Source organism: Mycobacterium sp. 1482292.6, from assembly GCF_001672995.1.
Classification (GTDB): Bacteria; Actinomycetota; Actinomycetes; order Mycobacteriales; family Mycobacteriaceae; genus Mycobacterium; species Mycobacterium europaeum_A.
Window position 1 is genome coordinate 1 of the sequence record NZ_LZKV01000048.1, and the last position, 24,413, is coordinate 24,413.

22 protein-coding genes and 2 pseudogenes are annotated in these 24,413 nt (G+C 67.8%); 18 read left to right on the plus strand and 6 right to left on the minus strand.

What is annotated here, in order from left to right:
* Positions 1-392 (minus strand): annotated as a pseudogene (locus A5624_RS29410) (hypothetical protein); the annotation flags it as partial.
* On the minus strand, positions 385-819 hold the full coding sequence (locus A5624_RS03660; RefSeq protein WP_066861961.1) for a DUF5318 family protein: 435 nt from the start codon (positions 817-819) through the stop codon (positions 385-387). The gene A5624_RS03660 and the pseudogene A5624_RS29410, both read right to left, overlap by 8 nt.
* A gap of 121 nt (positions 820-940) precedes the next feature.
* Between A5624_RS03660 and A5624_RS03665 the strand changes: the two genes are divergently transcribed.
* From A5624_RS03665 to A5624_RS03730, 14 genes are all read left to right on the plus strand, one after another.
* Entirely contained in the window at positions 941-1,819 is an 879-nt protein-coding gene (locus A5624_RS03665) for a DUF1707 domain-containing protein (protein WP_066861674.1), read from the plus strand.
* Positions 1,820-1,977: 158 nt separating this feature from the next.
* Positions 1,978-2,520 (plus strand): PadR family transcriptional regulator, encoded by a 543-nt coding sequence (locus A5624_RS03670; RefSeq protein WP_066861963.1) that lies wholly within the window; start codon positions 1,978-1,980, stop codon positions 2,518-2,520.
* A 56-nt stretch (positions 2,521-2,576) separates the two neighbouring features.
* Entirely contained in the window at positions 2,577-3,683 is a 1,107-nt protein-coding gene (locus A5624_RS03675) for an inositol-3-phosphate synthase (RefSeq protein ID WP_066861679.1), read from the plus strand.
* Positions 3,684-3,822: 139 nt separating this feature from the next.
* Entirely contained in the window at positions 3,823-4,950 is a 1,128-nt protein-coding gene (locus A5624_RS03680) for an LLM class flavin-dependent oxidoreductase (protein ID WP_066861681.1), read from the plus strand.
* Complete coding sequence (locus A5624_RS03685; RefSeq protein ID WP_066861684.1) at positions 4,947-6,116, plus strand: sulfotransferase; 1,170 nt, start codon at positions 4,947-4,949, stop codon at positions 6,114-6,116. The genes A5624_RS03680 and A5624_RS03685 overlap by 4 nt, the downstream gene beginning before the upstream one ends.
* Position 6,117: 1 nt before the next feature.
* Complete coding sequence (locus tag A5624_RS03690) at positions 6,118-6,921, plus strand: sugar phosphate isomerase/epimerase (RefSeq protein WP_066861687.1); 804 nt, start codon at positions 6,118-6,120, stop codon at positions 6,919-6,921.
* A gap of 2 nt (positions 6,922-6,923) precedes the next feature.
* Positions 6,924-8,132: a DUF1214 domain-containing protein gene (locus A5624_RS03695; protein ID WP_066861691.1), complete on the plus strand. Its 1,209-nt coding sequence runs from the start codon at positions 6,924-6,926 to the stop codon at positions 8,130-8,132.
* Positions 8,133-8,181: 49 nt separating this feature from the next.
* Positions 8,182-9,096 carry an alpha/beta fold hydrolase gene (locus A5624_RS03700; RefSeq protein WP_066861694.1) on the plus strand — a complete coding sequence of 305 codons (915 nt, stop codon included), beginning with the start codon at positions 8,182-8,184 and terminating at the stop codon, positions 9,094-9,096.
* Between the two features lie 15 nt (positions 9,097-9,111).
* Complete coding sequence (locus A5624_RS03705) at positions 9,112-9,924, plus strand: LLM class F420-dependent oxidoreductase (protein WP_066861697.1); 813 nt, start codon at positions 9,112-9,114, stop codon at positions 9,922-9,924.
* Between the two features lie 120 nt (positions 9,925-10,044).
* Entirely contained in the window at positions 10,045-10,785 is a 741-nt protein-coding gene (locus A5624_RS03710; RefSeq protein ID WP_066861701.1) for a GntR family transcriptional regulator, read from the plus strand.
* Between the two features lie 50 nt (positions 10,786-10,835).
* Positions 10,836-12,650, plus strand: coding sequence for an ABC transporter substrate-binding protein/permease (locus tag A5624_RS03715; protein WP_066861705.1), 1,815 nt, complete (start codon positions 10,836-10,838; stop codon positions 12,648-12,650).
* The gene (locus tag A5624_RS03720; RefSeq protein WP_066861708.1) at positions 12,647-13,396 is read left to right on the plus strand and encodes an amino acid ABC transporter ATP-binding protein; all 750 of its coding nucleotides are present in this window, start codon (positions 12,647-12,649) and stop codon (positions 13,394-13,396) included. The genes A5624_RS03715 and A5624_RS03720 overlap by 4 nt, the downstream gene beginning before the upstream one ends.
* A 64-nt stretch (positions 13,397-13,460) precedes the next feature.
* Positions 13,461-13,964: a MarR family winged helix-turn-helix transcriptional regulator gene (locus A5624_RS03725; protein ID WP_066861711.1), complete on the plus strand. Its 504-nt coding sequence runs from the start codon at positions 13,461-13,463 to the stop codon at positions 13,962-13,964.
* Between the two features lie 59 nt (positions 13,965-14,023).
* Positions 14,024-14,695 (plus strand): SDR family oxidoreductase, encoded by a 672-nt coding sequence (locus A5624_RS03730; protein ID WP_066861714.1) that lies wholly within the window; start codon positions 14,024-14,026, stop codon positions 14,693-14,695.
* A 6-nt stretch (positions 14,696-14,701) separates the two neighbouring features.
* Here the strand turns inward: A5624_RS03730 and leuS are convergent, their stop codons facing one another.
* Entirely contained in the window at positions 14,702-17,611 is a 2,910-nt protein-coding gene (leuS, locus tag A5624_RS03735) for a leucine--tRNA ligase (RefSeq protein WP_066861717.1), read from the minus strand.
* A gap of 183 nt (positions 17,612-17,794) precedes the next feature.
* On the opposite strand from leuS, the gene A5624_RS03740 reads away from it, so the two are divergent.
* The gene (locus A5624_RS03740; RefSeq protein ID WP_066861966.1) at positions 17,795-18,934 is read left to right on the plus strand and encodes an LpqN/LpqT family lipoprotein; all 1,140 of its coding nucleotides are present in this window, start codon (positions 17,795-17,797) and stop codon (positions 18,932-18,934) included.
* A gap of 56 nt (positions 18,935-18,990) precedes the next feature.
* Positions 18,991-19,332 carry a hypothetical protein gene (locus A5624_RS03745; RefSeq protein ID WP_066861720.1) on the plus strand — a complete coding sequence of 114 codons (342 nt, stop codon included), beginning with the start codon at positions 18,991-18,993 and terminating at the stop codon, positions 19,330-19,332.
* Positions 19,333-19,353: 21 nt separating this feature from the next.
* Here A5624_RS03745 and A5624_RS03750 read toward each other — a convergent pair whose 3' ends face one another.
* Positions 19,354-19,962 (minus strand): YqgE/AlgH family protein, encoded by a 609-nt coding sequence (locus A5624_RS03750; RefSeq protein WP_156748789.1) that lies wholly within the window; start codon positions 19,960-19,962, stop codon positions 19,354-19,356.
* Between the two features lie 97 nt (positions 19,963-20,059).
* Here A5624_RS03750 and A5624_RS03755 point away from each other — a divergent pair.
* Together A5624_RS03755 and A5624_RS03760 are read left to right on the plus strand one after the other, a co-directional pair.
* Positions 20,060-21,392, plus strand: a pseudogene (locus tag A5624_RS03755) (MFS transporter).
* 50 nt (positions 21,393-21,442) lie between these two features.
* The gene (locus A5624_RS03760; protein WP_066861726.1) at positions 21,443-22,216 is read left to right on the plus strand and encodes a TIGR03084 family metal-binding protein; all 774 of its coding nucleotides are present in this window, start codon (positions 21,443-21,445) and stop codon (positions 22,214-22,216) included.
* 90 nt (positions 22,217-22,306) lie between these two features.
* Here the strand turns inward: A5624_RS03760 and A5624_RS03765 are convergent, their stop codons facing one another.
* Positions 22,307-22,624 carry a DUF2710 family protein gene (locus A5624_RS03765; protein ID WP_066861731.1) on the minus strand — a complete coding sequence of 106 codons (318 nt, stop codon included), beginning with the start codon at positions 22,622-22,624 and terminating at the stop codon, positions 22,307-22,309.
* Positions 22,625-22,699: 75 nt separating this feature from the next.
* Positions 22,700-24,412 (minus strand): DUF5632 domain-containing protein, encoded by a 1,713-nt coding sequence (locus tag A5624_RS03770; protein WP_066861734.1) that lies wholly within the window; start codon positions 24,410-24,412, stop codon positions 22,700-22,702.
* Position 24,413: the final 1 nt, after the last annotated feature.

Here is a 24,413-nt window from a genome sequence, read left to right on the forward strand (position 1 = left end):
TGCGCCAAGAACTGATCCGCATCGTCACTGCGCACGATGTAGTGCGAGATCGCGATCCGGATGTCCGTCGCCGCCTTGACCTCGTCGAGCGCGTCGCGGCGCAAGGGCGTGGACGGCGGGCCGGCCAGTGCGGCTTTGACTTCGTCTATCGGATCGGAGCGCCGGGGCGCCCGGTCGTCTTGCACGGGCGGCAGGATCGTGGTGAGTCGATCGTCCGGCGGAGCCTGCCGACGGCGGCTGATCGTCGGCGGCCCCTCCCGACGCTCACGATCCCGAGGGGCGTCCGGACGGCTGGGGCCCGGACGCTTGTCAGAACTCTGATTGCCTACATGCTCAGTCGATGGCCCACGTTGGTCACCGGAGGACTGGCTGTGGCGTCCTTCGTTATTCAATGGCCGTGCGGGCGTTGTTGCGCGCCGTCGGCGTGCGGCCGGTACCCCTGGGCGGAGGTGCCGTGCGCGCAGCGCCGAGCACGTAGGACTTGACGAGATGGTTCCAGCTGCAGGTCCGGCACACCTCCACCACGTGGACCGCGAATTCCTCGAACCGGGTTGCCAGCATCACCAATTCCTCGGCCGTGCGCGCCGAACCCGACACCGCACCCAGGTGTTCGCCGAACACCCACGACACCAGCGTCAGCTGCTCCTTGCGGCAGATCGGGCACATGACCTGGCTCGGTTTCCCGTGAAACTTGGCGGCGCGCAGCAGATACGGGTTCGCGTCGCAGACCTCGGAGACACCCGTCCGGCCCGAGTACACCTGGGCCAGCAGTGAGCGCCGCCGGAGCGCGTAATCCACCACTTGTCGCTGCAGTCGCACGCCCACCAGAGTACGTCGCCATCCCGAGCAGTGATACGCAACCGAAACCGTGGCGGTCGGGCCCGGGCACTCGACGGTGATTTCTGCGCCAAACCGACGCCGGACTTCTACGATCATCCCCGTGGCGAAATGGCTCGGGGCACCGCTGGCCGGCGGGGTGACCACGACTACCCGCGCCAAGGACACCGATCGCCAAGACACCTGCACGGTCCTCGATGACGCGCTGGCCGACGGTGAGCTCTCCGCCGAGGAGCACCGGGAGAGGGTCAGCGCGGCCACCAAGGCGGTGACGTTGGGCGACTTGCGTGCCCTGGTGAGCGACCTGCAAACCAACTCCGGTCGGCAGTTGCCGGCGCTTGACTCGCGCCACAAGGTGCCCCAAGTCGGCGGGTGGGGAGTGCTGGCCGCCGCATTCGTCGTGTCCGTGCTGTTGGGCATGGGGATCGGGTGGGGCCTGTACGGCAACACCCGCTCGCCGCTGGACTTCACCGCCGACCCGGGAGCCAAGCCCGACGGAGTCAGCGCCGTGGTGTTGACGCCGCCCACCCAGCTGCACTCGGTCGGCGGGCTCACCGGACTGCTCGAACAGATGCGCAAACGATTCGGCGACACCATGGGCTACCGGTTGGTGATCTACCCGACCTACGCGTCGCTGGACCGGCCGGACCCTTCGGACGACCGCCGGGTGCTGGCCTATACCTACCGCGGCGGCTGGGGCGATCCGACCAGCTCGGCCAAGAGTTCTTCGGACGGCCCCGTCCCGGTCGACCTGAGCAAGTTCGACGTCACGAAGACCGTCGGCATCATGCGCGGCGCCCCGCAGACGCTGCGCATGAAGCCCTCCGACGTGAAGACCACGTACTTGATCGTCGAGCCGGCAACCGACCCGACCACGCCGGGGGCCCTCACGCTGTCGCTGTATGTCTCCAGCGATTACGGCGGCGGCTACATCTCCTTCACCGGCGACGGCACCGTCAAGCAGATGAGCCTGCCGACGTAAAGACCGGTCCCCCCGGCGCACATTTCACACCCCTGCACCGTGACGAACTGCAAACCAACAGCCGGTGGTGTTGTGGCTAATATATCGAGACGATACGATTGCGCGAGGCGTCGGACCGTCGTAACCAGCCACGCAAAACTCTCAGGGAGGTGATTCGATTGCTGGAGCTTGCCATCCTCGGTCTCCTGATCGAATCGCCCATGCACGGCTACGAGTTGCGCAAACGGCTGACCGGTCTACTCGGCGCGTTCCGGGCGTTTTCGTACGGTTCGCTCTACCCGGCCCTGCGCCGCATGCAGGCCGACGGGTTGATCGCCGAGGACGCCGCCCCGGCCGGGACGCCGGTCCGGCGGGCCCGGCGCGTCTACCAGCTGACCGACGAAGGCCGCCGGCGCTTCGGTGAGCTGGTGGCCGACACCGGTCCCCACAACTACACCGACGACGGCTTCGGGGTACACCTGGCGTTCTTCAACCGGACTCCGGCAGAGGCGCGCATGCGCATTCTGGAAGGCCGCCGCCGTCAGGTCGAGGAACGGCGGGAAGGTCTGCGCGAAGCAGTTGCGCGGGCCAGTAGCTCGTTCGACCGCTACACCCGTCAGCTTCATCAATTGGGGCTCGAGTCCAGTGAGCGCGAAGTCAAATGGCTCAACGAGCTCATCGCTGCGGAGCGGGCGATGCCCGGCCTCTCCGAGCAAACGTAACCCCCTGCACGAACCCAGCATCCCAGTCAGAGGTCAGAGGTTAGGAGAACGCCCTTATGAGTGAGAACCAACCGCCGAAGGCGGCAGAAGCGCAGTCGGAGGTACGAGTCGCCATTGTCGGCGTCGGTAACTGCGCGTCTTCGCTGGTTCAGGGCGTGCAGTACTACTACGACGCCGACCCGAACAGCACCGTGCCCGGCTTGATGCACGTGAAGTTCGGCCAGTACCACGTCCGCGACGTGAAGTTCGTCGCCGCGTTCGACGTGGACGCCAAGAAGGTCGGCTTCGACCTGTCCGAGGCGATCTTCGCGTCGGAGAACAACACCATCAAGATCGCCGACGTGCCGCCCCTCAATGTGACGGTGCAGCGCGGCCCGACGCTGGACGGCATCGGCAAGTACTACGCCGACACCATCGAGGTGTCCGACGTCGAGGCGGTCGATGTGGTCCAGGCGCTGCGCGAGGCCAACGTCGACGTTTTGGTCTCCTACCTGCCGGTCGGCTCCGAAGAGGCCGACAAGTTCTACGCCCAGTGCGCCATCGACGCGGGCGTGGCGTTCGTCAACGCGCTGCCGGTGTTCATCGCCTCGGACCCGGTGTGGGCCAAGAAGTTCGCCGACGCCGGCGTGCCCATCGTCGGTGACGACATCAAGAGCCAGGTCGGCGCGACCATCACCCACCGCGTGATGGCCAAGCTGTTCGAAGACCGCGGCGTGCAGCTGGACCGCACCATGCAGCTCAACGTCGGCGGCAACATGGACTTTCTCAACATGCTCGAACGCGAGCGGCTGGAGTCCAAGAAGATCTCCAAGACGCAGGCCGTGACCTCCAACCTGCAGCGCGAGTTCAAGACCAAGGACGTGCACATCGGCCCCTCCGATCACGTCGGCTGGCTCGACGACCGCAAGTGGGCCTACGTGCGGCTGGAGGGCCGCGCCTTCGGCGACGTGCCGCTGAACCTCGAGTACAAGCTCGAGGTCTGGGACTCGCCGAACTCTGCGGGCGTCATCATCGATGCGGTGCGTGCCGCCAAGATCGCCAAGGACCGCGGCATCGGCGGCCCGGTGATCCCGGCGTCGGCGTACCTGATGAAGAGCCCGCCGCAGCAGCTGCCCGACGACATCGCGCGCGCCCAGCTCGAAGAATTCATCATCGAGGGCTGAGCCCCTCCACGCACCACCGTGTCGCGAGCGTAACGCCACGGCGATTTTCACCTCGAGAATCCGCCACAGCGTTACGCTCGCGGCCGTTGGGACCAAATCATCGACACGATGCTGTGCAGGTGCTTAGCATCATGTCTCGATGACCGTTCAACCCGCGGCTTTCCTCCGCACGACGCTTCCCCTCGACCTGTCCCGGCTCGCGGAACTCGACAGCGGCCGGTATCACTCCATCTGGCTGCCCGATCACATGGTCAGCTTCTGGCCCGACTCGATCTGGACGCCCGAGTTCACCGACCTGGCCACGGCTTCCCCGTCACCGCACCGCCACCTGGACGGACTCGCGGTGGCGGCCGCGGCGGCCGTGCTGACCGAACGGGTCCCCCTGGTCAGCGCGGTCGTCGATACCGTGCGCCGCCATCCCGCGCTGCTCGCCCAAACCGCGCTGACCATCGATCACCTGGCCAAGGGGCGCTTCATCCTCGGGTTGGGCAGCGGCGAGAGCGAGAACACGCTGCCCTACGGCTTCGACTTCTCGCGTTCGGTCAGCCGGTTCGAGGAAGCGCTGGCGGTGATCCAGCTGCTGTGGCGCAGTGACGGGCCGGTCGACTTCGACGGCCAGTTCTACCAGCTCCACCATGCCCGATTGGACACCGAACCCTATGGGGGCCGGGTACCGCCGATCTGGATCGGCGCCAGCGGCCCGCGGATGCTCGACATCGCGGGCCGGTACGCCGATGGCTGGTGGCCGGCGGGTGCCTGGACTCCCGACCACTACGCCCAGATGCTCGCCGCGGTGCGAAGCTCCGCCGAACGCGCCGGCCGCGACCCCCTGGCGATCACGCCCTGCTTCATCCAGGTCTGCCTGATCGGTGCGGACGACGAGGCCCTCGCCGAGATCCTGCAGGCTCCCCTGGTCAAGGCCTTCCTGCTACAGGTCTCGGCAAAAACGTTGCACGACTTCGGCTTCGAACACCCCATGGGCGAGGGCTGGCGGGGATTCCAAGACATCGACCCGGCCGTACTCACCCGGGAGCGGATCCTGGAATTTCTGGACAACGCGCGGCCCGAGATGGTGCTGGCCGTCGTGCCGCATGGCACACCGAAAGAGGTCGCCAAGATCGTCAAGACCTACGTGGACGCGGGCCTGCGCGTGCCGAAAATACTCGACTACGGCGCCATGGCCGGGTTGAAATACGCACAGGCTTCGGCCGCGAATGTCCTTGCGGCCGAGGATGAGCTGGTGCGCCTCTGCGGAGGCCCGTCGTGACAGCACGTCTGGACGCCGCGGAGATGCTCGCCGCCGCCGAGGCCGAAACCGGGTTGCGCGACTACGGCGACCCCACCCTGCCGGAACGCTTCGCCGTGGCCGTCGACCACCTCAACGGCCTGGGCATGGATGCCGACGGCCGTTTCGAGGCCGCGCAGGTGTGTCGCTGGCTGCTGACGTCGCGCCTGGAGCTCATCGAGGACCGCAACCGCTACCCGATCGGCGCCGAAGTGATCGAGTCGCCGATGTTCGTCACCGGCGAACCACGCTCGGGGACAACGCTTATGCACGCCCTGATGTCGGTTGACCCGAACGCCCGCGCACTGCGCTTCTGGGAGGTGATGTACCCGTCACCGCCGCCGGGCCTAGCCGCGCCCGATGACGACCGCCGGGCGCGGGCCGACGCCGACTGGCGTGAGATCAACGCCAAGATGCCGAAATGGCTGCACAGTCACCCTTACAACGACATGCTGGGCGACGGGCTGCCCGAAGACGAACGAACCTGGGCGTTCGACTTTCGGGTGATGACCCCCACCGCGTGGTGGCGGGTGCCCATGCAGTCGCTGGTCGGCGGACTGGCCACCGACCCGGCCGCACAATACCGGTTACACAAGGCCATGCTGCAACAACTGCAGTACGCCCGCCCGCGAAAGTACTGGGTGCTGAAGGGTTTCCACGGATTCCGCCTCAAGGAGATGTTCGACACCTACCCCGACGCCACCCTGGTCTGGCTGCACCGCGACCCGGTTCAGGTCGCCGCATCGCGCACCATGATGATGGCCGACATCGCCGAGGGCATGGTCGGTCCCGTCGACCTGCACGCCTTGGCCAAGATGCACCTGGAGCTGACCCGCGCCAGCGTCGCCAACACGATGAGCAACCCCTGGGTCGACGACCCGCGCATCCTGCACGTCCGGTACACCGATTTCATTGCCGATCAGATTGCGACGGTGCAGCGCTACTACGCATTCGCCGGACGTCGGGTCACACCCGAAGCCGAATCCGCCATGCGCGACTACCTGGCCCACAACCGCGGCGACCGATACGGCAAATTCCGCTACTCCACGCAACTGCTGACCGACATCGGCGAAGACCTCGATGCGCTGCACGCCGAATTCCGGCCCTTCCGTGAGCGATTCGGCGTCCAGATCGAGAACCGCGGCTGACATGGCGGCGACGCACAAACGGCTGTCGGTGCACAGCGTCACCTTCTACGGTGAGCCGCTGACCACGCTGGAGGCCCACTGGGCGGCGCTGGGAGTGTCGCGGCTGAGCATCCTGGACAGCCAGGTCCTTGATCCGCAACTTCCAAAGCTTCTGCAGCGCAACGACTATACGGTTGAGGCGGTCTGCCACATCTTCGGTGATGGCCGGCTGGACACCCGCGCAGAGGTGGCGCGCGACGCGCTGCTGACGGTGATCGACGCCGCGGCCGCGGTAGGGGCGCGCGTGATCTACATGTTGACCGGGGGTCGGGGCGCACTGGCCTGGCAGCACGCCGCCGATCGCTTCTGCGCCATGATCGCACCCTGCGTGGAGCACGCGAAGCAGGCGGGCGTGGCGCTGGCGATCGAGAACGCGTCGAGCCTCTACGCCGACATTCATCTCGCCCACACCCTGCGCGATACCGTCGCCCTGGCCGAGATGAGCGGGCTCGGCGTCTGCATCGAGCTGTTCCACTGCTGGGCGGAGGGCGATTTCGAGGCAATGGTGCAGCGGGCATTGCCACGAACCGAGCTCATCCAGCTCAGCGACTACGTGCTGGGCGACCGCGCGCTGCCGGGTCGCGCGGTGCCGGGCGACGGCGCGATTCCAATCGAAGCGTTCGTCGCCCAGGCGCTGGCCGGCGGCTATGCACATGGATTCGACCTGGAACTGATCGGTCCCCGCATCGAAGCGCAGGGCCGCCTGCAGTCCGCGCGACGAGCGTGCGACGTCATCGGGGCGATGCTGCAGAGATTGGGTGCGTGACAATGGGTTTCGGCGACGGCTCCGACGACGCGGCGCTGCAATCGGCGTGGACCGATTTCTGCGCCCGGCTGCAACGCGCGGGCGAACAGGTCTTCAAAGACGCCAACCCCGCCGCCGCGCTGCAGCGCGTTGACGCCTACCGGTTCCTCACGCAGAACCTCGGCCAGGCCTTCGATCTGGCCCTCGAAACCCGCGACACCGGTTACCCGGTGCTGCACACCTTCTGCGGCCCGACCCGCAAGCTCGGCGGCGACTGCGCCGACTTCACCTATCAACAAGCCTGGATCGACGGGCAGTCGACCTATCGGCTGACCGGCACCCGCGGCACCTCGCGGTTTTTCAACGTCACCGTCCAAGGGCGGCGCACACCCGGCCCGGGCGTCTTGCACGAACCGTTCGGCGACACCCCACAGGCCAACCTGCTCGGCCATCAACTCGACGTCGGCGGCGACGGGCGATTCGAGCTGTACATCGGCGGCCCGCAGCGCGGGCCGAACTGGCTGCCGACCACGCCGGAGTCACGAAAGTTATTCATCCGGCAGGGTTTTGACCGCTGGGATGAGTCGCCGGCGCAGCTTCGCATCGAACGCGTCGACATGGACTCCGCTAAGCCGTTGCCCACGCCCGCCGACATGGTCGAGGCGATGAGCTGGGCCGGTGATTTCGTCACCGGCCTGATGTCCGATTGGCCCGAGTTCCCGTTCAAATACGGGGGTGTCGATGCCGAGCACCCGAACGCCTTCCCGCGTGTCGGAGCGACCGACGCCGACAGCAAGCGCGGGCGCGCCGCCGCCAACATGTATTGGGAGCTGGCGCCCGACGAGGCGCTGATCGTCGAATTCGCTGCGCACGACGGGCTGTGGATGTTCACCAACATGGGCGTCTTCTTCAACAGCATGGATTACCTATACCGGCCGGTGAGCTATACGCCGAGCCGCACCAAGATCGACCACGACGGCCGGATCCGGCTGGTTATGGCTCACCGTGATCCCGGCGTGCACAACTGGCTGGACACCCAGGGCTTCGAGCGCGGCAACCTGACCTACCGGCACATGCTCGAGGGCGAGCCCGCCGTGCTGGACACCCGGGTGGTCAAGCACGCCGACCTGCTCGGCGCCCTGCCCGTGGACACCGCCATGGTGGGCGCATCGCAGCGCGCCGCCGCGATGTGGGAACGCTTCCACGGCATTCGCCGCCGTTACGTCCTCTAGCCCGGTGGTGGCGGCCCGCCCCTAGACGCCGGGTCTAGGGTCAAAGATCGTGACCGAGATCTCCGAAGACGAACTGGCCGGGCTTTCCGAATTCTCGCTGCTGTCCGAAAACGCCGAGCAGGCCGGGGTCTCCGGCCCGCTGCCCGACGGCGAGCGGGTCGAGTCCGGCACGGGCGAAGCCAGGATCAGCGCGCTGCGCTGGGGCAGCACCGCCCCGCGGATCGTGTTTCTGCACGGCGGTGGGCAGAACGCGCACACCTGGGACACCATCATCGTCGGCCTCGGCGAGCCCGCGCTGGCGGTCGACCTGCCCGGCCACGGCCACTCCGCCTGGCGCGAGGACGGCGACTACTCCCCGCAGCGCAACGCCGACGCCCTGCTGCCGATCCTGCGCGAGCATGCGGCCTCCGCCGACCTCGTCGTCGGCATGTCGCTGGGCGGGCTGACGGCGATCCGGGTGGGCGCGGTGGCGCCCGAGCTGGTCGATGAGCTTGTGCTGATCGACGTCACTCCGTCGGCGCTGCAACGGCATTCCGAGATGACCAAGGAGCAGCAGGGCACCGTGGCGCTGATGCACGGGGAACGCGAGTTCCCCAGCTTCCAGGCCATGCTCGACTTGACGGTCGCCGCCGCGCCGCACCGCGAGGTGAAGGCGCTGCGCCGCGGCGTCTTTCACAACTCGCGCAAGCTGGACAACGGCAACTGGACGTGGCGCTACGACGCCATCCGCACCTTCCCCGATTTCGCCGGGCTGTGGGACGATGTCGACGCCTTGTCCGCGCCCGTGACGTTGGTGCGCGGTGGCTCATCGGGATTCGTCAGCGACGAGGACGCGGCCGAACTTGCCCGTCGCGCAAGGCATTTCCGCTCGACGCACGTCGTGGAGAATTCGGGCCACTCCGTGCAGAGTGACCAGCCGCGCGCGCTGATCGACATCCTGCGTGGGGTGCTCGACGCGCGCTGAGCCTACGGTGGTCCCATGACCTCTGAGTTCGGAATCCGCATCGGTGTCCAGCTACAGCCGCAACACGCTCCCCAGTACGGCCAGATCCGCGACGCGGTGCGCCGCTGCGAGGACATCGGCGTCGACATCGCCTTCAACTGGGACCACTTCTTTCCGCTCTACGGCGACCCCGACGGCGCACACTTCGAATGCTGGACGATGCTCGGCGCCTGGGCCGAGCAGACCTCGCGCATTCAGATCGGCGCGCTGGTGACCTGCAACTCCTATCGGAATCCGGAGCTGCTGGCCGATATGGCCCGCACCGTCGACCACATTTCCGACGGCCGGCTCATCCTGGGTATCGGTTCGGGTTGGAAACAAAGGGACTACGACGAGTACGGCTACGAATTCGGCACCGCGGGCAGCCGCCTGGACGACCTGGCGACCGCACTGCCCCGGATCCAAAGTCGGCTGACCAAACTGAACCCGGCTCCCACCCGCGACATCCCGATCCTCATCGGCGGTAAGGGCCCGCGGAAGACCCTGCGGATGGTCGCGGAGTACGGCGACATCTGGCACGGCTTCACCACCGTCGACACCTACCCGGCGGCGGCCGCCGTGCTGGAAGAGCATTGCGCGGCCGTCGGGCGCGACCCGTCCACCATCGAGAGGTCGGCCGGCGTCGAGGACAACAGCGGAGTTCGTCGCGGCGAGGGCCTCGACGGGTTGATCGCCAACGCCGAAGGCCTCACCGCGCTGGGGGTCACGCTGCTGACCGTGGGCGTCAACGGCCCGGACTACGACCTGACCGCCGCCGAAGCGCTATGCAAGTGGCGCAATAGTCGTTAAACCGGCCGCGCCGCGTTCGCCCCAGGTTCATTGGCCAAACGCCGAAACACGCGCGGCAATTCATGAGAAACTCTCACCGCCAGATGGTCAAACCCGGTGGGAAAGAGACGCAACAAAACGATGCCGAAGAAATACGGGGTCAAAGAAAAGGACCTGGTTGTTTCGCACATTCTCCACCTGTTGTTGACCGGAAAGCTGCGCAGCGGGGACCGCGTCGACCGCAACGAAATTGCACTGGGCCTCGGAGTGAGCCGGGTGCCCATTCAAGAGGCGTTGGTCCAACTCGAACACGACGGCATTGTGTCCACGCGTTACCACCGAGGCGCCTTCGTCGAGAGGTTCGATGAAGCCACCGTCCTCGAGCATCACGAGCTCGACGGGCTGCTCAATGGGATTGCGTCCGCACGCGCGGCCACCAATCCCACGCCGCGGATCATCGGACAGCTGGATTCGCTCATGCGCTCGCTGCGCACCGCCAAGGATTCGCGCGCCTTCACCGACATCGCGGCCGAGTATCGGCGCACCGTCAACGACGAGTACGCCGGACCGCGTCTGCACGCCACCATCCGCGCCTCACAGAACCTCATCCCCCGCCTCTTTTGGACCACCTATCAGGGCGGGCGCGACGAGATGCTGCCGTTCTACGAGGATGAGACCTCGGCAATACACCGGCGTGACCCCGAAGCCGCGCGGGCGGCGTGCGTCGACCGTTCCTACCTGATGGCCCAGACCATGCTCGCCGAACTGTACCGGCGGCGGGTCTTCACACCACCCGACGATGTCAGCCGGGTCGTCGCCGGGCCACTGCAGGTAATCGCCGACGCCGACACGATCTGCGGCGAAGCGTCGCTGGCGCTGTAGAACCGACGCTGACCGGGCCGCGTCGCCGTTCAATCGTTACGGTGACACTGATGAGTTTGCGCGTGGGCCGGCACACCAAGCGCCGCGGAAGGGCCTTCGCCCTGGCCGCGACAATTCTCATGGTTTGCGGGCTCGCGCTGGCCGGACCGATGCCGCCCGCTGCCGCGGACTGGAATCAATGCGCGCCGGCCGGGGTGGAGAGCGCCCGGGCCCTGCCCAAGGACGTGACCGACAACCCGACCACCGGTGAGGACGACCGCGACACGACGGCGTCGGTCGAGCCACTCGGCGCGGTCGACGCCGGCGCCTTGGGCCTCGGGGTGCCGGGAGTACTGACGGTCGGCACGCTGTCGGACGCCCCACCCAACATCTGCATCAACCCCACCGGCGAGTTCAGCGGCTTCGACAACCAACTGCTGCGCGCCATCGCCGACAAGCTGGGTCTGCAGGTCCGCTTCGTCAGCACCGACTTCTCCGCGCTGCTGGCCCAGGTGGCGTCGCGGCGCTTCGACGTCGGTTCGGCAGCGGTGAAAGCCACCGACGCCCGGCGGCGCACGGTTTCGTTCACCAACGGCTACGACTTCGGCTTCTATTCGCTGGTGGTGCCGCCCGGGTCCGCCATCCATAAATTCAGCGACCTCGCGGCCGGCCAACGCATCGGCGTCGTGCAGGGCACCGTCGAGGAGTCGTACGTCGTCGACGTCCTGCACCTGCAACCGGTGAAGTACCCCGGCTTCGCCACCTTGTACGCGAGCCTCAAGAGCCGCCAGATCGATGCGTGGGTGGCGCCGGGAACCCTCGCGGCGACCGTCATTCGCCCGGGCGATCCGGCGGTTGTCACCGCAAACACCTACAGCCCAGGCAATTTCGTGGCTTACGCGGTCGCTCAGGGCAACAAGCCGTTGATCGACGCGCTCAATTCCGGGCTGGACGCCGTCATCGCCGACGGCACCTGGGCGCACCTGTACAGCCAGTGGGTGCCGCGGTCGCTGCCGCCCGGCTGGAAACCCGGCTCCAAAGCCGCACCCCTCCCCCAGTTGCCGGACTTCGCCGCGATCGCCAAACGACACCGCTCATCGGCGGGGCCGCCCGCCCCGAAATCACCACTGGCCCAGCTGGGTGATTCGTTCTTCGACTGGGACATGTACCGGCAAGCGATCCCGATGTTGTTCACCACCGGGTTGCCCAACACCTTGATCCTGACCAACAGCGCCCTCGCGATCGGTCTGGTGTTCGGCATGGTGCTCGCGATGGCCGGAATCTCACACCGGCGCTGGCTGCGCTGGCCGGCGCGGGTGTACACCGACATCTTCCGCGGCCTGCCCGAAGTGGTGATCATCCTGCTCATCGGGATGGGCATCGGCCCATTGGTCAGCGGCCTGACCAACAAAAACCCGTACCCGCTCGGCATCGCCGCACTGGGACTGATGGCCGCCGCCTACATCGGCGAGATCCTGCGCTCCGGGATCCAAAGCGTCGACCCGGGACAACTGGAAGCGTCCCGGGCCCTTGGCTTCAGCTACGTCACCGCGATGCGGCTGGTGGTGGTACCGCAGGGAATCCGGCGCGTCCTGCCCGCCCTGGTCAATCAGGCCATCGGGTTGCTGAAGGCCTCCGCGCTGGTGTACTTCCTCGGCCTGATCGCCGATCAGCGAGAGCTGTTCCAGGTGGGACGGGATCTCAACGCCCAAACCGGCAGCCTGTCACCGTTGGTGGCCGCCGGCCTCTTCTACCTGCTATTGACCATTCCGCTAACGCATTTGGTCAACTACATCGACAACCGCCTTCGCCGCGGACGACGGGCCGCCGCGCCAGCAGACGATGCCGACATGCTCGTGACGACGTTCGGCCAGGAGATCACGTGACCTCCGGCATCCACGGGCGTGCGTCAGTGTCGCTGGCGGCCAACGACGTTCACCAAACTCTGGGCGGGAGCAAGGTGCTGCGCGGCGTCGACATCGAGGCACCCGCCGGCAGCACCGTGGCGATCATCGGGCCATCCGGCTCGGGCAAGTCGACACTGCTGCGCACGCTCAACCGCCTGTATGAGCCGGACAGCGGCGACATTCTGCTGGACGGCAGGTCGGTGCTGCGCGACGATCCCAACGAGCTCCGCCAGCGGATCGGCATGGTGTTCCAGCATTTCAACCTGTTCCCGCACCGCAGCGTGCTGGACAACGTGGCGATGGCGCCGCGGAAGTTGCGCCGCCTGCCCGCCGACGAGGCGCGCGATCTGGCGATGGCACAACTGGACCGAGTTGGCCTGAAGCACAAGGCCGCTGCACGCCCCAGCATGCTGTCCGGCGGCCAACAACAGCGGGTGGCGATCGCGCGCGCGTTGGCGATGGCTCCCCAGGTGATGTTTTTCGACGAGGCGACCTCGGCGCTGGATCCGGAAATGGTCAAAGGAATACTGCAACTCATTGCCGACCTCGGCGCCGATGGCATGACAATGGTTGTGGTAACCCACGAAATGGGTTTCGCGCGGTCGGCGTCCGACGCCGTGGTGTTTATGGATCACGGCAAGGTTGTGGAATCTGGACCGCCCGAGCAGATATTCGAAGCGGCCGAGACCCAACGGCTGCAGCGGTTTTTGTCCCAAGTGCTTTGATCCCACTAACTGGTGGGCAATAGCTCCCTCGTAAGCACCTCATATCGGGATAGACTCCCGATTTATGGCAGACAGCGAAACGAACCCGGCCGAGGTAGCCGAGCTCGCCGAAGGTTTGCACCGGGCGCTGTCCAAATTATTTGCGATTCTCCGCCGCGGCGACCCCAGCGGCGCGGCCGCCGGGGAGCTGACCCTGGCGCAATTGTCGATCCTGGTGACCCTGCTCGACCAGGGCCCGATTCGAATGACCGATCTCGCCGCACACGAACGGGTGCGAACCCCCACCACGACCGTGGCGATCCGACGCCTGGAAAAGATCGGGCTGGTCAAGCGTTCCCGCGACCCGTCCGACCTGCGAGCGGTGCTCGTGGACATCACGCCACGGGGGCGGGCCGTTCACGGTGAGTCGCTGGCCAATCGGCGCGCCAGCCTGGCCGCGATGCTGAGCCAGCTCCCGACCTCCGACCTCAACACCCTGATGCAGGCGCTGGCGCCGCTGGAACGGCTGGCCTCCGGCGATCCGACATCCGGGCCCGCCGGCGTGCCGCCCGCGCGCAAGGAAGCCTGAAAAACCCGTCCTCTCAATGGTTTTCGCCTGCGATCGCGGCTGTCGGTAAACTGCCGGGCATGCCCAATGCACTCATCACCGGCGCCGGCGGCGGTATCGGTTCGGCCATCGCCGCGGCGCTGGCCCCCACCCACACCCTGCTGCTGGCCGGCCGACCCTCCGATCGGCTCGACGGGGTCGCCGAGCGGCTCGGCGCCACCACCTTTCCGCTGGACCTCACCGACTCCGGCGACATCGAAGCCGCCTGCGAAATCGTGGACGAACTCGACGTGCTGGTGCACAACGCCGGATTGGCCATACCCGGCAGCGTTTCGGACTCGCATATCGACGAGTGGCGTGCCACCTTCGCCGTGAACGTCTTTGGGCCGGTAGAACTTACGCTCGCGCTGCTGCCGGCGCTGCGACGGGCGCGCGGCCAGGTGGTGTTCATCAACTCCGGCGCCGGGCGCACCGCCTCGCGGGGCATGGCATCCTATTCGGCCAGCAAGTTCGCGCTGCGCGCCTTCGCGGATTCGCTGCGCAGCGACGAACCGGAGTTGCGGGTGACGACGATCTATCCGGGCCGGACCGACAGCGATATGCAGCGCGAACTCGTCGAGTTCGAGGGCGGCAGCTACGACCCGGCCAACTTCTTGAAACCCGAAACGGTCGCGGCCGCCGTCGTCCATGCGGTGAACACCCCGCCCGACGGCCACGTCCACGAACTGATGCTGCGACCCACCGGGCGCTAGTCGGCGCTAGACGACCAGGTTGACCAGCCGGCCGGCGACCACGATCACCTTGCGCGGGGTGGCGCCCGCCAGGAACGCCTGGACCTTTTCATCGGCGAGCGCGGCGGCCTTCAGCGTGTCCTGATCGGCATCGGCGGCCACCATGACTCGGCCGCGGACCTTGCCGTTGACCTGGACCGGGTACTCCACGGTGTCGTCGACCAGAAAAGCGGGATCGGCGATCGGGAACGGACCGTGCGCCAGCGGGGTCTCGTGACCCAGGCGCAGCCACAGCTCCTCGGCCATATGCGGGGCCAAGGGCGCCAACATCAACACCAGCGGCTCGACCGCCGCGCGTGGCACCGCGTCGCGGTGCTCCTTGGTGAGATGGTTGGTGTATTCGATCAGTTTGGCCGCAGCGGTGTTATTCCGCAGTGCCGCATAGTCTTCCGCGACGCCGGCGATGGTCCGATGCAGCACTCGCAGCGTCCCGGTCGCCAACTCCTGGGCGGGCCCGTCTACCACGCGGGTGTCACCGGTCTGCTCGTCGACGACCAGACGCCACACGCGCTGCAGGAACCGGTGGGCTCCGACGACGTCCTTGGTGGCCCAGGGCCGGGACGCCTCCAGCGGGCCCATCGACATCTCGTAGACCCGCAGGGTGTCGGCGCCGTAGTCGTCGCAGATCTCGTCGGGTGAGATCGAATTCTTCAGGCTCTTACCGATTTTGCCGAACTCTTGGAAGACTTCGACCTCTCCCCCGGGCCCCGGATAGACGAAACGGCCGTCCCGCTCGACCACCTCTTCGGCCGGCACGTACGACCCTCGCGCGTCGGTGTAGGCGAAGGCCTGGATGTAACCCTGGTTGACCAGCCGGCGATAGGGCTCGCGAGAGCTCACGTGGCCCAGGTCGTACAGGACCTTATGCCAGAACCGCGCATACAGCAGGTGCAGCACCGCGTGTTCGGCGCCGCCGACGTACAGGTCGACGCCACCGGGATCCTGCGGCCCGTGCTCGGCCGGGCGCGGACCCATCCAGTAGGCCTCGTTTTCCAAGGCGGCGAACCGCTCCGAGTTGTGTGGATCGGTGTAGCGCAGTTCGTACCAGGAGCTGCCGGCCCACTGCGGCATCACGTTGGTGTCCCGGGTGTAGGGCTTCAGGCCGTCGCCCAGATCCAGCTCGACGTGCACCCATTCGGTGGCCTTGGCCAGCGGCGGTGAGGGCTCGCTGTCGGCGTCATCGGGATCGAACAGCACGGGTGAGTAATCCGGCACGTCGGGCAGTTCGACCGGCAGTGCGGCCTCGTCGAGTGCGTGCGCACGCCCGTCGGCGTCGTAGACGATGGGGAACGGTTCGCCCCAGTACCGCTGGCGCGCGAAAAGCCAGTCGCGCAGCTTGAATTCGACGCGTGCCCAGCCGCGGCCTTCGGCCTCCAGGCGTGCGGTGATCTTTTCCTTGGCCGCGGCCACATCCAGACCGTCGAGGTAGCCGGAGTTGACCAGCACCCCGTCACCGGCGTAGGCCGCCTCCGAAATATCGCCGCCCGCAATGACTTCCACGATGGGCAGGCCGAACTCGTGGGCGAAGTCCCAGTCGCGCTGGTCGTGGCCCGGGACCGCCATGATGGCCCCGGTGCCATACCCGGCCAGCACGTAGTCGGCGATGAAGATCGGCACCGGTTTGCCGTTGGTGGGATTGGCGGCGTAACTGCCCAGGAAGACACCGGTCTTGGCCTTGCTCTCCTGGCGTTCGAGGTCTGACTTCGACCCGATCGCCTGCCGGTAGGCGGCGACGGCCGCACCGGGCGTGTCAGCGCCATACGTCCAGCGCGGGTCGGTGCCGTCCGGCCAGGCGGCGGCGACCAACTCGTCGACCAGGTCGTGTTCGGGGGCCAGCACCAAGTAGGTGGCGCCGAACAACGTGTCGGGCCGGGTGGTGAACACCTCGATGTCGACCGCCTCGCCATCGGCCTTGGTCGCCGCGAACAGCGCCTTGGCACCGGTGGACCGGCCGATCCAGTTGCGCTGCATGGTCTTGACCGGCTCCGGCCAGTCCAGCACTTCCAGGTCGTCGAGCAACCGATCAGAGTAGGCGGTAATTCGCATCATCCACTGCCGCAACCGTTTCCGGAACACCGGGAAGTTGCCGCGGTCGCTGCGGCCGTCGGCGGTGACCTCTTCGTTGGCCAGCACGGTGCCCAGACCGGGGCACCAGTTCACCATCGAGTCGGCCCGGTAGACCAGCCGGTGGCCGTCGATCACGTCGGCCCGCTCCCCCGTCGAGAGCGCGGCCCAGTCCCGGCCGTCCTCGAGGCGGCGGGCCCCGGAATCGAACTCGGCGACCAGCTCCGCGATGGGACGGGCCTTGTTGGCGGCGGTGTCGAACCAGGCGTTGTAGATCTGCAAAAAGATCCACTGGGTCCACTTGTAGAACTCGACGTCGGTGGTGGAGAAGCTGCGCCTGCTGTCGTGAGCGAGACCCAGGCGTCCCAGCTGGCGCTTGAAGTTGACGACGTTGGCTTCGGTCCGGGTGCGCGGATGGGTGCCGGTCTGCACCGCGTACTGCTCTGCCGGCAGCCCGAAGGCGTCGAACCCCAACGCATGCAACACGTTACGGCCGGTCATCCGGAAATAGCGGGCGTACACGTCCGTCGCGATGTAACCGAGGGGGTGCCCGACGTGCAGGCCCTCCCCCGACGGGTACGGGAACATGTCCTGCACGAACAATTTGTCGTCCGGCACCGGGGATCCGTCTTCCGGCGCCAGCGAACCGACCGGGTTGGGCACGTTGAAGGTGCCGAGCTTCGCCCAGTTCTCCTGCCACACGCCCTCGATGCGACCCGCCAGCGCTGCCGTGTAGCGATATGGCGGCGCGTCGGAGTCGGGCGTGGCGGCGCCGGAGTTGCTTGCCGGCGAGGTGGTCGGGGAGTCGGTCACCTGAACAGGGTATAAGGGCGACACGGCGAGTACGCCGGCCACAGGTTGGTCTCGGTTCCGTTGCGCGCCGGTCAGAGGTTCATCCCAGGTGTGTTTCGAGCCTATTCACCGCCTTTGACCTCTAGTTACAGTCAGCCCCTATCGACGGCTTCTGGTAGGCAGCCATTGGAAGGACCGACGCAGATGATTGAGATCGTCCCCGTCCACCGGGCACTCCTCGGCGGTATGGTCGCTGGCCTGATGGGCCTGGCGGTTGTTGCGGGCGGCACGGCATCGGCAGACCCGTTGCCCCCAGCGCCTGCGCCCGTCCCCGCGGTTCCCGCGCCGGCACCGCAGAACCTCGGGCCCGAGCTGGTGCCGCCGAGCAGATATCTCGCGGCCCCGCCCGCCGGCAACCAGATCGTCCCGCCGGCTACCGCCACGGCCCCCGGAACGACGGCCCCGGCCGTCATACCGGCGGCGCCGGCTCCGGCTCCCGCGACATCGGGAACGATCCGCGAATTCCTGCAGTCCAAGGGCGTGAAGTTCGAGCCGCAGAAGCCGCAGGGCTTCAAGGCGCTCGACATCACCCTGCCGGTGCCCGCCCGCTGGACCCAGGTGCCCGATCCCAACGTGCCCGATGCGTTCGCGGTGATCGCCGACCGGCAGGGCAGCAGTATCTATTCCTCGAACGCGCAGGTCGTGGTGTACAAACTGGTCGGCGCCTTCGATCCGAGGGAGGCCATCACCCACGGTTACGTCGACAGCCAGAAGCTTCCGGCGTGGCAGCCCACCAACGCGGCGATGACCGACTTCGGCGGCTTCCCGTCGTCGATCGTCGAGGGCACGTACCGCGACGGTGACCTCACGCTCAACACGTCGCGGCGCCACGTCATCGCCACGTCGGGGCACGACAACTACCTCGTGTCGCTGGCGGTGACCACCGATCGCGCGGTGAGTGTCGCCGACGCACCGGCCACCGACGCCATCGTCAACGGATTCCGGGTGAGCGCACCCGGCGCGACCGCGCCGGCCCCGGCCCAGGCACCCGCCGCGTCGCCGGTGGGGTTGCCGGCTCAGGCGCCCGCCGCCGCCCCGGTCGCTCCGGCGCCGGTCGCGGCTCCCGTGGCCCCGGTCGCACCGGCACCGGTTACGGCTCCCGTGGCTCCGGTCGCTCCGGCGCCCGGCGCGGCGCCGCTGGTACCGCTCGCCCAGACCGCGCCGGCGGCTCCCGTCGGACTGCCCGCGCAAACGCCGACGTTGACCCAGCAGCACGCTCCCAGCCTGCTGGCCATGGTGCCGGGCCTGCCCCCGCTGCCGAACTTCTCGTTCCTGCAGCACTGAGGACGCCTCGCCGAGCCGGATTCGCGGGTCGGTCACCCGGCTCGTATTGTGACCCCATGCTGATTGCGGGCGTGCTGTGCATGTGTGCGGCGGTGGCCTCGGCGGGGTTCGGCACCTGGTCGCTGGCGCACAACCAAAACGTCGGTGCCACTGCGTTGGCGCTGCGCGCGATGGCGCCGACCCAGTTGGCGGCGGCGGTGATGTTGGCCGCCGGCGGCGCGGTCGCCATGGCCGCCGTCCCGGACACCGCACTGGTGGTACTCATCGTGTGCGTGGTGGGCGCGCTGGGAACGCTGGCCGCGGGCTCGTGGCAGAGCGCCCGCTTCGCGCTGCGTCAGGAAGCGGCGGCGCCCGCCTGCGCCGGCAGCTGCGTCGGCTGCACGCAGTCGTGCCCCTGAACGGAAACCGGGGGAGCGGCCCTAGTTGCGGCTGATGTCGATGGGGTGGGTAGCCAGCAGCGACAGCGGCAGCGGCTGGCGCCGCAACACCTGGCCCCACAGGTCGGACCTCGGTCCGACCAGTACGTCGGATGGCAAGGCGGACAACACAATCCAGTCGTCGCGTTCGATCTCGCCTTCGAGCTGACCGATAGTCCAGCCCGAGTAGCCCGCGAAGATCCGCACCCCTTCGACCAGCGGCGCGATCAGCTCGGGGTCGGCGTCCAGATCAACCATGACCACCCGGCCGTCCACGTGCCGCAAGCCCGGCACGTCCCCGGGATCGGCGCCAACGCGCAGCGTCGCCAGGCACAGCGCGGCGTCGCGCTTCACCGGTCCGCCGATGAACATCGTCTTTGGCTTGGCCGAGAGCTTGGTCCATTGCGGCAACACGTTGTAGACCGCGGTTTCGCTGGAGCGGTTGAGCACGACACCCAGCGTGCCTCCGTCGTTGTGCTCGACGATGTAGATCACGCTGCGCCGAAACGTCGGCTCGAGAAGATCGGTGTTGGCGAGCAGCAAAGTGCCCGCGCGCACCCGTTGCGCGGCGGGTGCTACGTAGTCCTCTGGATCCTCCTGCGGGGGCACCACACCATCATCGCATCCGGTGCATCGTGGCCCAGGGCAATCGCGGGGGTAGGCCCCGGAGATTTGTACTGTGGTTGGGACCGCTCTGATCGCGCGAGCTTTGCCAACCCCAATCCTGGAAGTCGGTTTCGGTGATCCCCACCCGGATGCAGTCCAGCGCACCCGTCGAGATTTGGCGGTCGGTGCGCGGTTTGCCCGATTTCTGGCGCCTGTTGCAGGTGCGCGTGGCGAGCCAGTTCGGCGACGGCTTGTTTCAGGCGGCGCTGGCCGGGGCGCTGCTGTTCAACCCGGACCGGGCCGCGGATCCGCTTTCCATCGCCCGCGCCTTCACGGTTCTGTTTCTGCCGTATTCGCTGCTGGGCCCGTTCGCCGGCGCGCTGATGGACCGTTGGGACCGGCGGCTGGTGCTGGTCGGCGCCAACATCGGCCGGCTGATCCTGATCGCCGCGATCGGCACCATCCTGGCGGTGCGCGCCGGTGACCTGCCGCTGTTGCTGGGTGCGCTGTTCGCCAACGGTTTGGCCCGGTTCGTCGGGTCGGGCCTGTCGGCGTCGTTGCCGCATGTGGTGCCGCGCGAGCAGGTGGTGACCATGAATTCGGTCGCCACCGCGTGCGGGGCCATCGCGGCGTTCTTCGGCGCGAACTTCATGCTGGTGCCCCGCTTCATCTTCGGCGCCAGCGACAAGGGCGCGTCGGCGATCGTGTTCATCACCGCGGTTCCGGTGTCGATCGCGCTGCTGCTGTCGTGGCGGTTCGGTGCCCGGGTGCTGGGCCCCGACGACACCTGGCGGGCGATCCACGGGCCGGTCATTTATGCGGTGATCACCGGTTGGCTGCACGGTGCGCGCACGGTGGCACAGCGCCCTACGGTCGCCGCCACCCTGTCCGGCCTGGCCGCCCACCGGATGGTCGTCGGCATCAACTCGCTGCTGGTGTTGTTGCTGGTCCATCACATGCCAAACCTCAAGGGCGGGGGATTCGGCACGGCCTTACTGTTCTTCGGCGCCGCGGGGCTGGGCGCCTTTCTGGCCAACGTCCTGACGCCGCCGGCGATACGCCGGTGGGGGCGCTACGCGACGGCCAACGGCGCGTTGGCGGCGTCGGCGATCATCGAGGTCGCCGGCGCCGAGCTATTGGTTCCGGTGATGGTCGCGTGCGGCTTCTTGCTCGGCGTCACCGGGCAGATGGTCAAGCTCTGCGCCGACACCGCGATCCAGATAGACGTCGACGACGCCCTTCGCGGGCACGTGTTCGCCGTGCAGGACGCGCTGTTCTGGGTCGCGTTCATCGTTTCGATCACGGTGGCCGGCATCTTGATTCCCGATGACGGGCACGCGCCCGCGTTCGCGCTGTTCGGCTCGGTGCTGTACCTGGGCGGGCTGGCCGTGCACGGTGTCATCGGGCGCCGCGGCGAGCAAGCGAACGATCGCTAAGGTACAGGCGTGCTTTGTCCGACGGCCGTACCCGACAGTCTGCGGCTCCGATGACCGGTCCCGCGCCCATGGTCGACGACCTGCGTGCCGAAAGCGACGAGCTCGACGAGCTGGTGGCGCCGTTGCCGCCCGAACGCTGGGCCGATCCGACTCCAGCGCCCGGCTGGACCATCGCGCATCAGGTCGGCCACCTGCTGTGGACGGATCGGGTCGCGCTGATCGCGGTCACCGACGAACCCGGCTTCGCCGAGGTGTTGGCGGGCGCGGCCGCGGATCCGACGGGCTTCGTCGACAAAGGCGCCGAAGAACTGGCGGCCCTGACGCCCGCCGAACTGCTCGCCGACTGGCGGGTCACCCGGGGACGGCTGCACGAGGCGCTGCTCACGGTCGAGGCGGGCCGCAAACTTCCGTGGTTCGGCCCACCGATGAGTGCGGCATCGATGGCCACTGCGCGGCTGATGGAGACCTGGGCGCACGGCCTCGATGTCGCCGACGCGCTGGGCGTGACGAGGCCGGCGACTGAACGCCTGCGGTCGATCGCTCACCTGGGGGTCCGCACTCGCGATTTCGCCTTCGCCGTCAACAACTTGGCGCCGCCGCCCGAGCCGTTCCTGGTCGAGCTGCGCGGACCCGGCGGCGACACCTGGTCGTGGGGGCCGCCCGATGCCGAGCAGAGTGTCCGCGGGTCCGCTGAGGATTTCTGCTACCTGGTCACCCAACGACGCCCGCTGAGCGCGCTCGACATCACCGCCGAGGGCGACGACGCTCAGCGCTGGTTGCGAATAGCTCAGGCTTTCGCGGGTCCTCCCGGCGCCGGGCGATGAGCGCGTGAAACGCGCGAAGAGAGCCGGCGCCCATCAACCCAAGCGCCGGGCGATGAGCGCGTGAACTGGCCGATGAGCGCGTGAAACGCGTCAGTGCAGGGGACCGCCGTAACTCGCCTGGTTCTCCGCCTCGGCTTCCTCGCGCAGCGCGGTGATCGCGAGGTTCAGGCGTTCGGCCAGCTCTCCGTGGCCGTACCCGGTCATCACCCCGGGATGCAGAGTCAGCTCGAGCAGCCGGCCGTCGGAATTCGCGACCGCATAGACGTCGCCCAGGTCGACGCTGTAGGTGACGGCTTCGGCCTGCGCCACAAGGGCTTCCCACTTGTCGGCCGCCTCGCTCAGTTCCCGAAGAACCGATTCGACGAGATCCTTCTCGCTGAGATTCGCGCGACTGCCCGAACCCGCCACCCTGACAGTATCGTCGAGCCCTCCGACCAGCGTCAATTCAGACGCGGACAGCTGTGCAGCCGACCTGCCGGGCGGTCACGCGGCGAGCTTTTGGTACCACGCGAGGTGGTAATTCGCCGACACCGAGTCGCCGCTGGCAATGCCCTCGGTGGCGGCCATCAGGAGGCACTTGAGCAGAAGCGCGGGATTGACGTTCGGATACTGAACGAGGAGCTGGTAGCGGGCGGTATCGAGATGGACCCGCAGCACGTCGACCTCCTGGTCGACGACGACGGTTCCCGCGGCAGCGGCTTCCGCCAACCGGGGCACGATCTTGGGCAGGTCGTCACGCCCGCGCGTAGTCGCACTCAGCACGCTCGCCAGATCATCGATGACGGGCAGTGCCCGCGGCTCCCCCGACGATCGGGTGGCGGCGAAATCGACCGAGCGGCGCAATGAATCACCGGGAGTGTAAGTGACGACGCGGACCGTTTCGCCGATCAGCGCGGCGACCCTGCCGCTGCGGCGCTCGGGTTCCAGCAGCCGAACTCCGGCGGGAAGGCTGATGCCTGAGGGTATCCATCCGTGAGCGAGATCGGTGACCAACACCGTCGTGCCGTCGGCGCGATCTCCGATCGCCCAATTCAGGCGTGGCTCCTGCCGCACCACGAATTCGAGCAGCCGGTTCAGCCGCTGGTCGTCGAATCCCTTTGGTGGTGAAGGCTTTTCGATGTGTGGCCGGGCCGCGCCGAAGGCGGCCGTCTCGGGCTCGACCTCGGCCGGGGTGGCATCGGCGGTTGCCGGGATGGCATCGGCGGTTGCCGGGATGGCTTCGGCGGCGGCCTCCCGCGGCGCCTCGGGCTCCGCGCTGGCGGTGACCGGCTCGTCGACGATCGCGTGGTGGCGGCCGGAGTCGGCCGGCTCGGGTGCCCGTTCGGGTGCACGCTGCACCGGCGCCCCGGGCGCCGGCTCCGCCTGCGTGATCACCGGAATGACCTGCGTCTGTTCGAGGTGGGCTGCGTCGGTGGTCCCGACGGGCTCGTCGTCGGAAGTGGCCGGCTCGCTGGCCCCCTCCGGTTCGCCGCGAACGGCGGGCGGCTCGACCACCGCGTGATGGCGGCCGGAGTCGGCCTCGTCCGAAGGCGGCTCGGGTGCAGACCCCGGTGGCGCTGGCAGAACCGGCTCGGACCTGATCACCGGGATGACTTGTGTGTCGTCGAGGTGGGACGCGTCGGCGGGTTCCCGCCGAGCCGCCTGCGGCGATGCACTTTCGGCGACCGGATCGGGCGCGGACTGGCGACGACGACGCCTTGGTGGTGTCGGATCTAGTCGACCCGGCGCGGGCGCTTCGGGGACGGCCCTGACCTCACGGATTGTGGGCAGCACCTGCGTCTTGTCCAGGTCCGCGCGGGGCGGCTCCGGCCGCGGTGGGGGAGGAGCGGGGGGTCGGGCTCCGCTCTTCACGGCATGCAGGTAGCGGGTCGTCGATTCGACTCGGCGCACGGCGCGAGCCCGGGCCTCCTCGATGACCCGCGCCTCGGCCGCCTGGCGCGACGGGTCGGTCATGCCCGCCCGCTTGAGTAACTTCAGTTCGTCGTTGGCGGCGTGCGCAATTCGTTGCAGGTCGGCCTTGAGATGTTCAGCGAGAGTTGCCGTTTCGGCCGTCACCGTCGACAACTCGGCAGGCCACAGCCCGCCTGTCACCCACGGGGTGCAGTCGATAGGAGAGCTGAAAGCCGGCGTCGCCAGTGATTCCCGGGTAGCTCTCCGGAGGCGCTGGCGCGCCGACATCCGACCGAAGACCGCCACC

Bases quoted from the DNA above. Each gene is read 5' to 3' on its own strand.
- A5624_RS03715 (WP_066861705.1), top strand. From the start codon at position 10,836: ATGAGTTTGCGCGTGGGCCGGCACACCAAGCGCCGCGGAAGGGCCTTC.
- A5624_RS03725 (WP_066861711.1), top strand. From the start codon at position 13,461: ATGGCAGACAGCGAAACGAACCCGGCCGAGGTAGCCGAGCTCGCCGAA.
- A5624_RS03675 (WP_066861679.1), top strand. From the start codon at position 2,577: ATGAGTGAGAACCAACCGCCGAAGGCGGCAGAAGCGCAGTCGGAGGTA.
- A5624_RS03710 (WP_066861701.1), top strand. From the start codon at position 10,045: ATGCCGAAGAAATACGGGGTCAAAGAAAAGGACCTGGTTGTTTCGCAC.
- A5624_RS03705 (WP_066861697.1), top strand. From the start codon at position 9,112: ATGACCTCTGAGTTCGGAATCCGCATCGGTGTCCAGCTACAGCCGCAA.
- A5624_RS03730 (WP_066861714.1), top strand. From the start codon at position 14,024: ATGCCCAATGCACTCATCACCGGCGCCGGCGGCGGTATCGGTTCGGCC.
- A5624_RS03740 (WP_066861966.1), top strand. From the start codon at position 17,795: ATGATTGAGATCGTCCCCGTCCACCGGGCACTCCTCGGCGGTATGGTC.
- A5624_RS03690 (WP_066861687.1), top strand. From the start codon at position 6,118: ATGGCGGCGACGCACAAACGGCTGTCGGTGCACAGCGTCACCTTCTAC.
- A5624_RS03680 (WP_066861681.1), top strand. From the start codon at position 3,823: ATGACCGTTCAACCCGCGGCTTTCCTCCGCACGACGCTTCCCCTCGAC.
- A5624_RS03695 (WP_066861691.1), top strand. From the start codon at position 6,924: ATGGGTTTCGGCGACGGCTCCGACGACGCGGCGCTGCAATCGGCGTGG.
- A5624_RS03760 (WP_066861726.1), top strand. From the start codon at position 21,443: ATGACCGGTCCCGCGCCCATGGTCGACGACCTGCGTGCCGAAAGCGAC.
- A5624_RS03745 (WP_066861720.1), top strand. From the start codon at position 18,991: ATGCTGATTGCGGGCGTGCTGTGCATGTGTGCGGCGGTGGCCTCGGCG.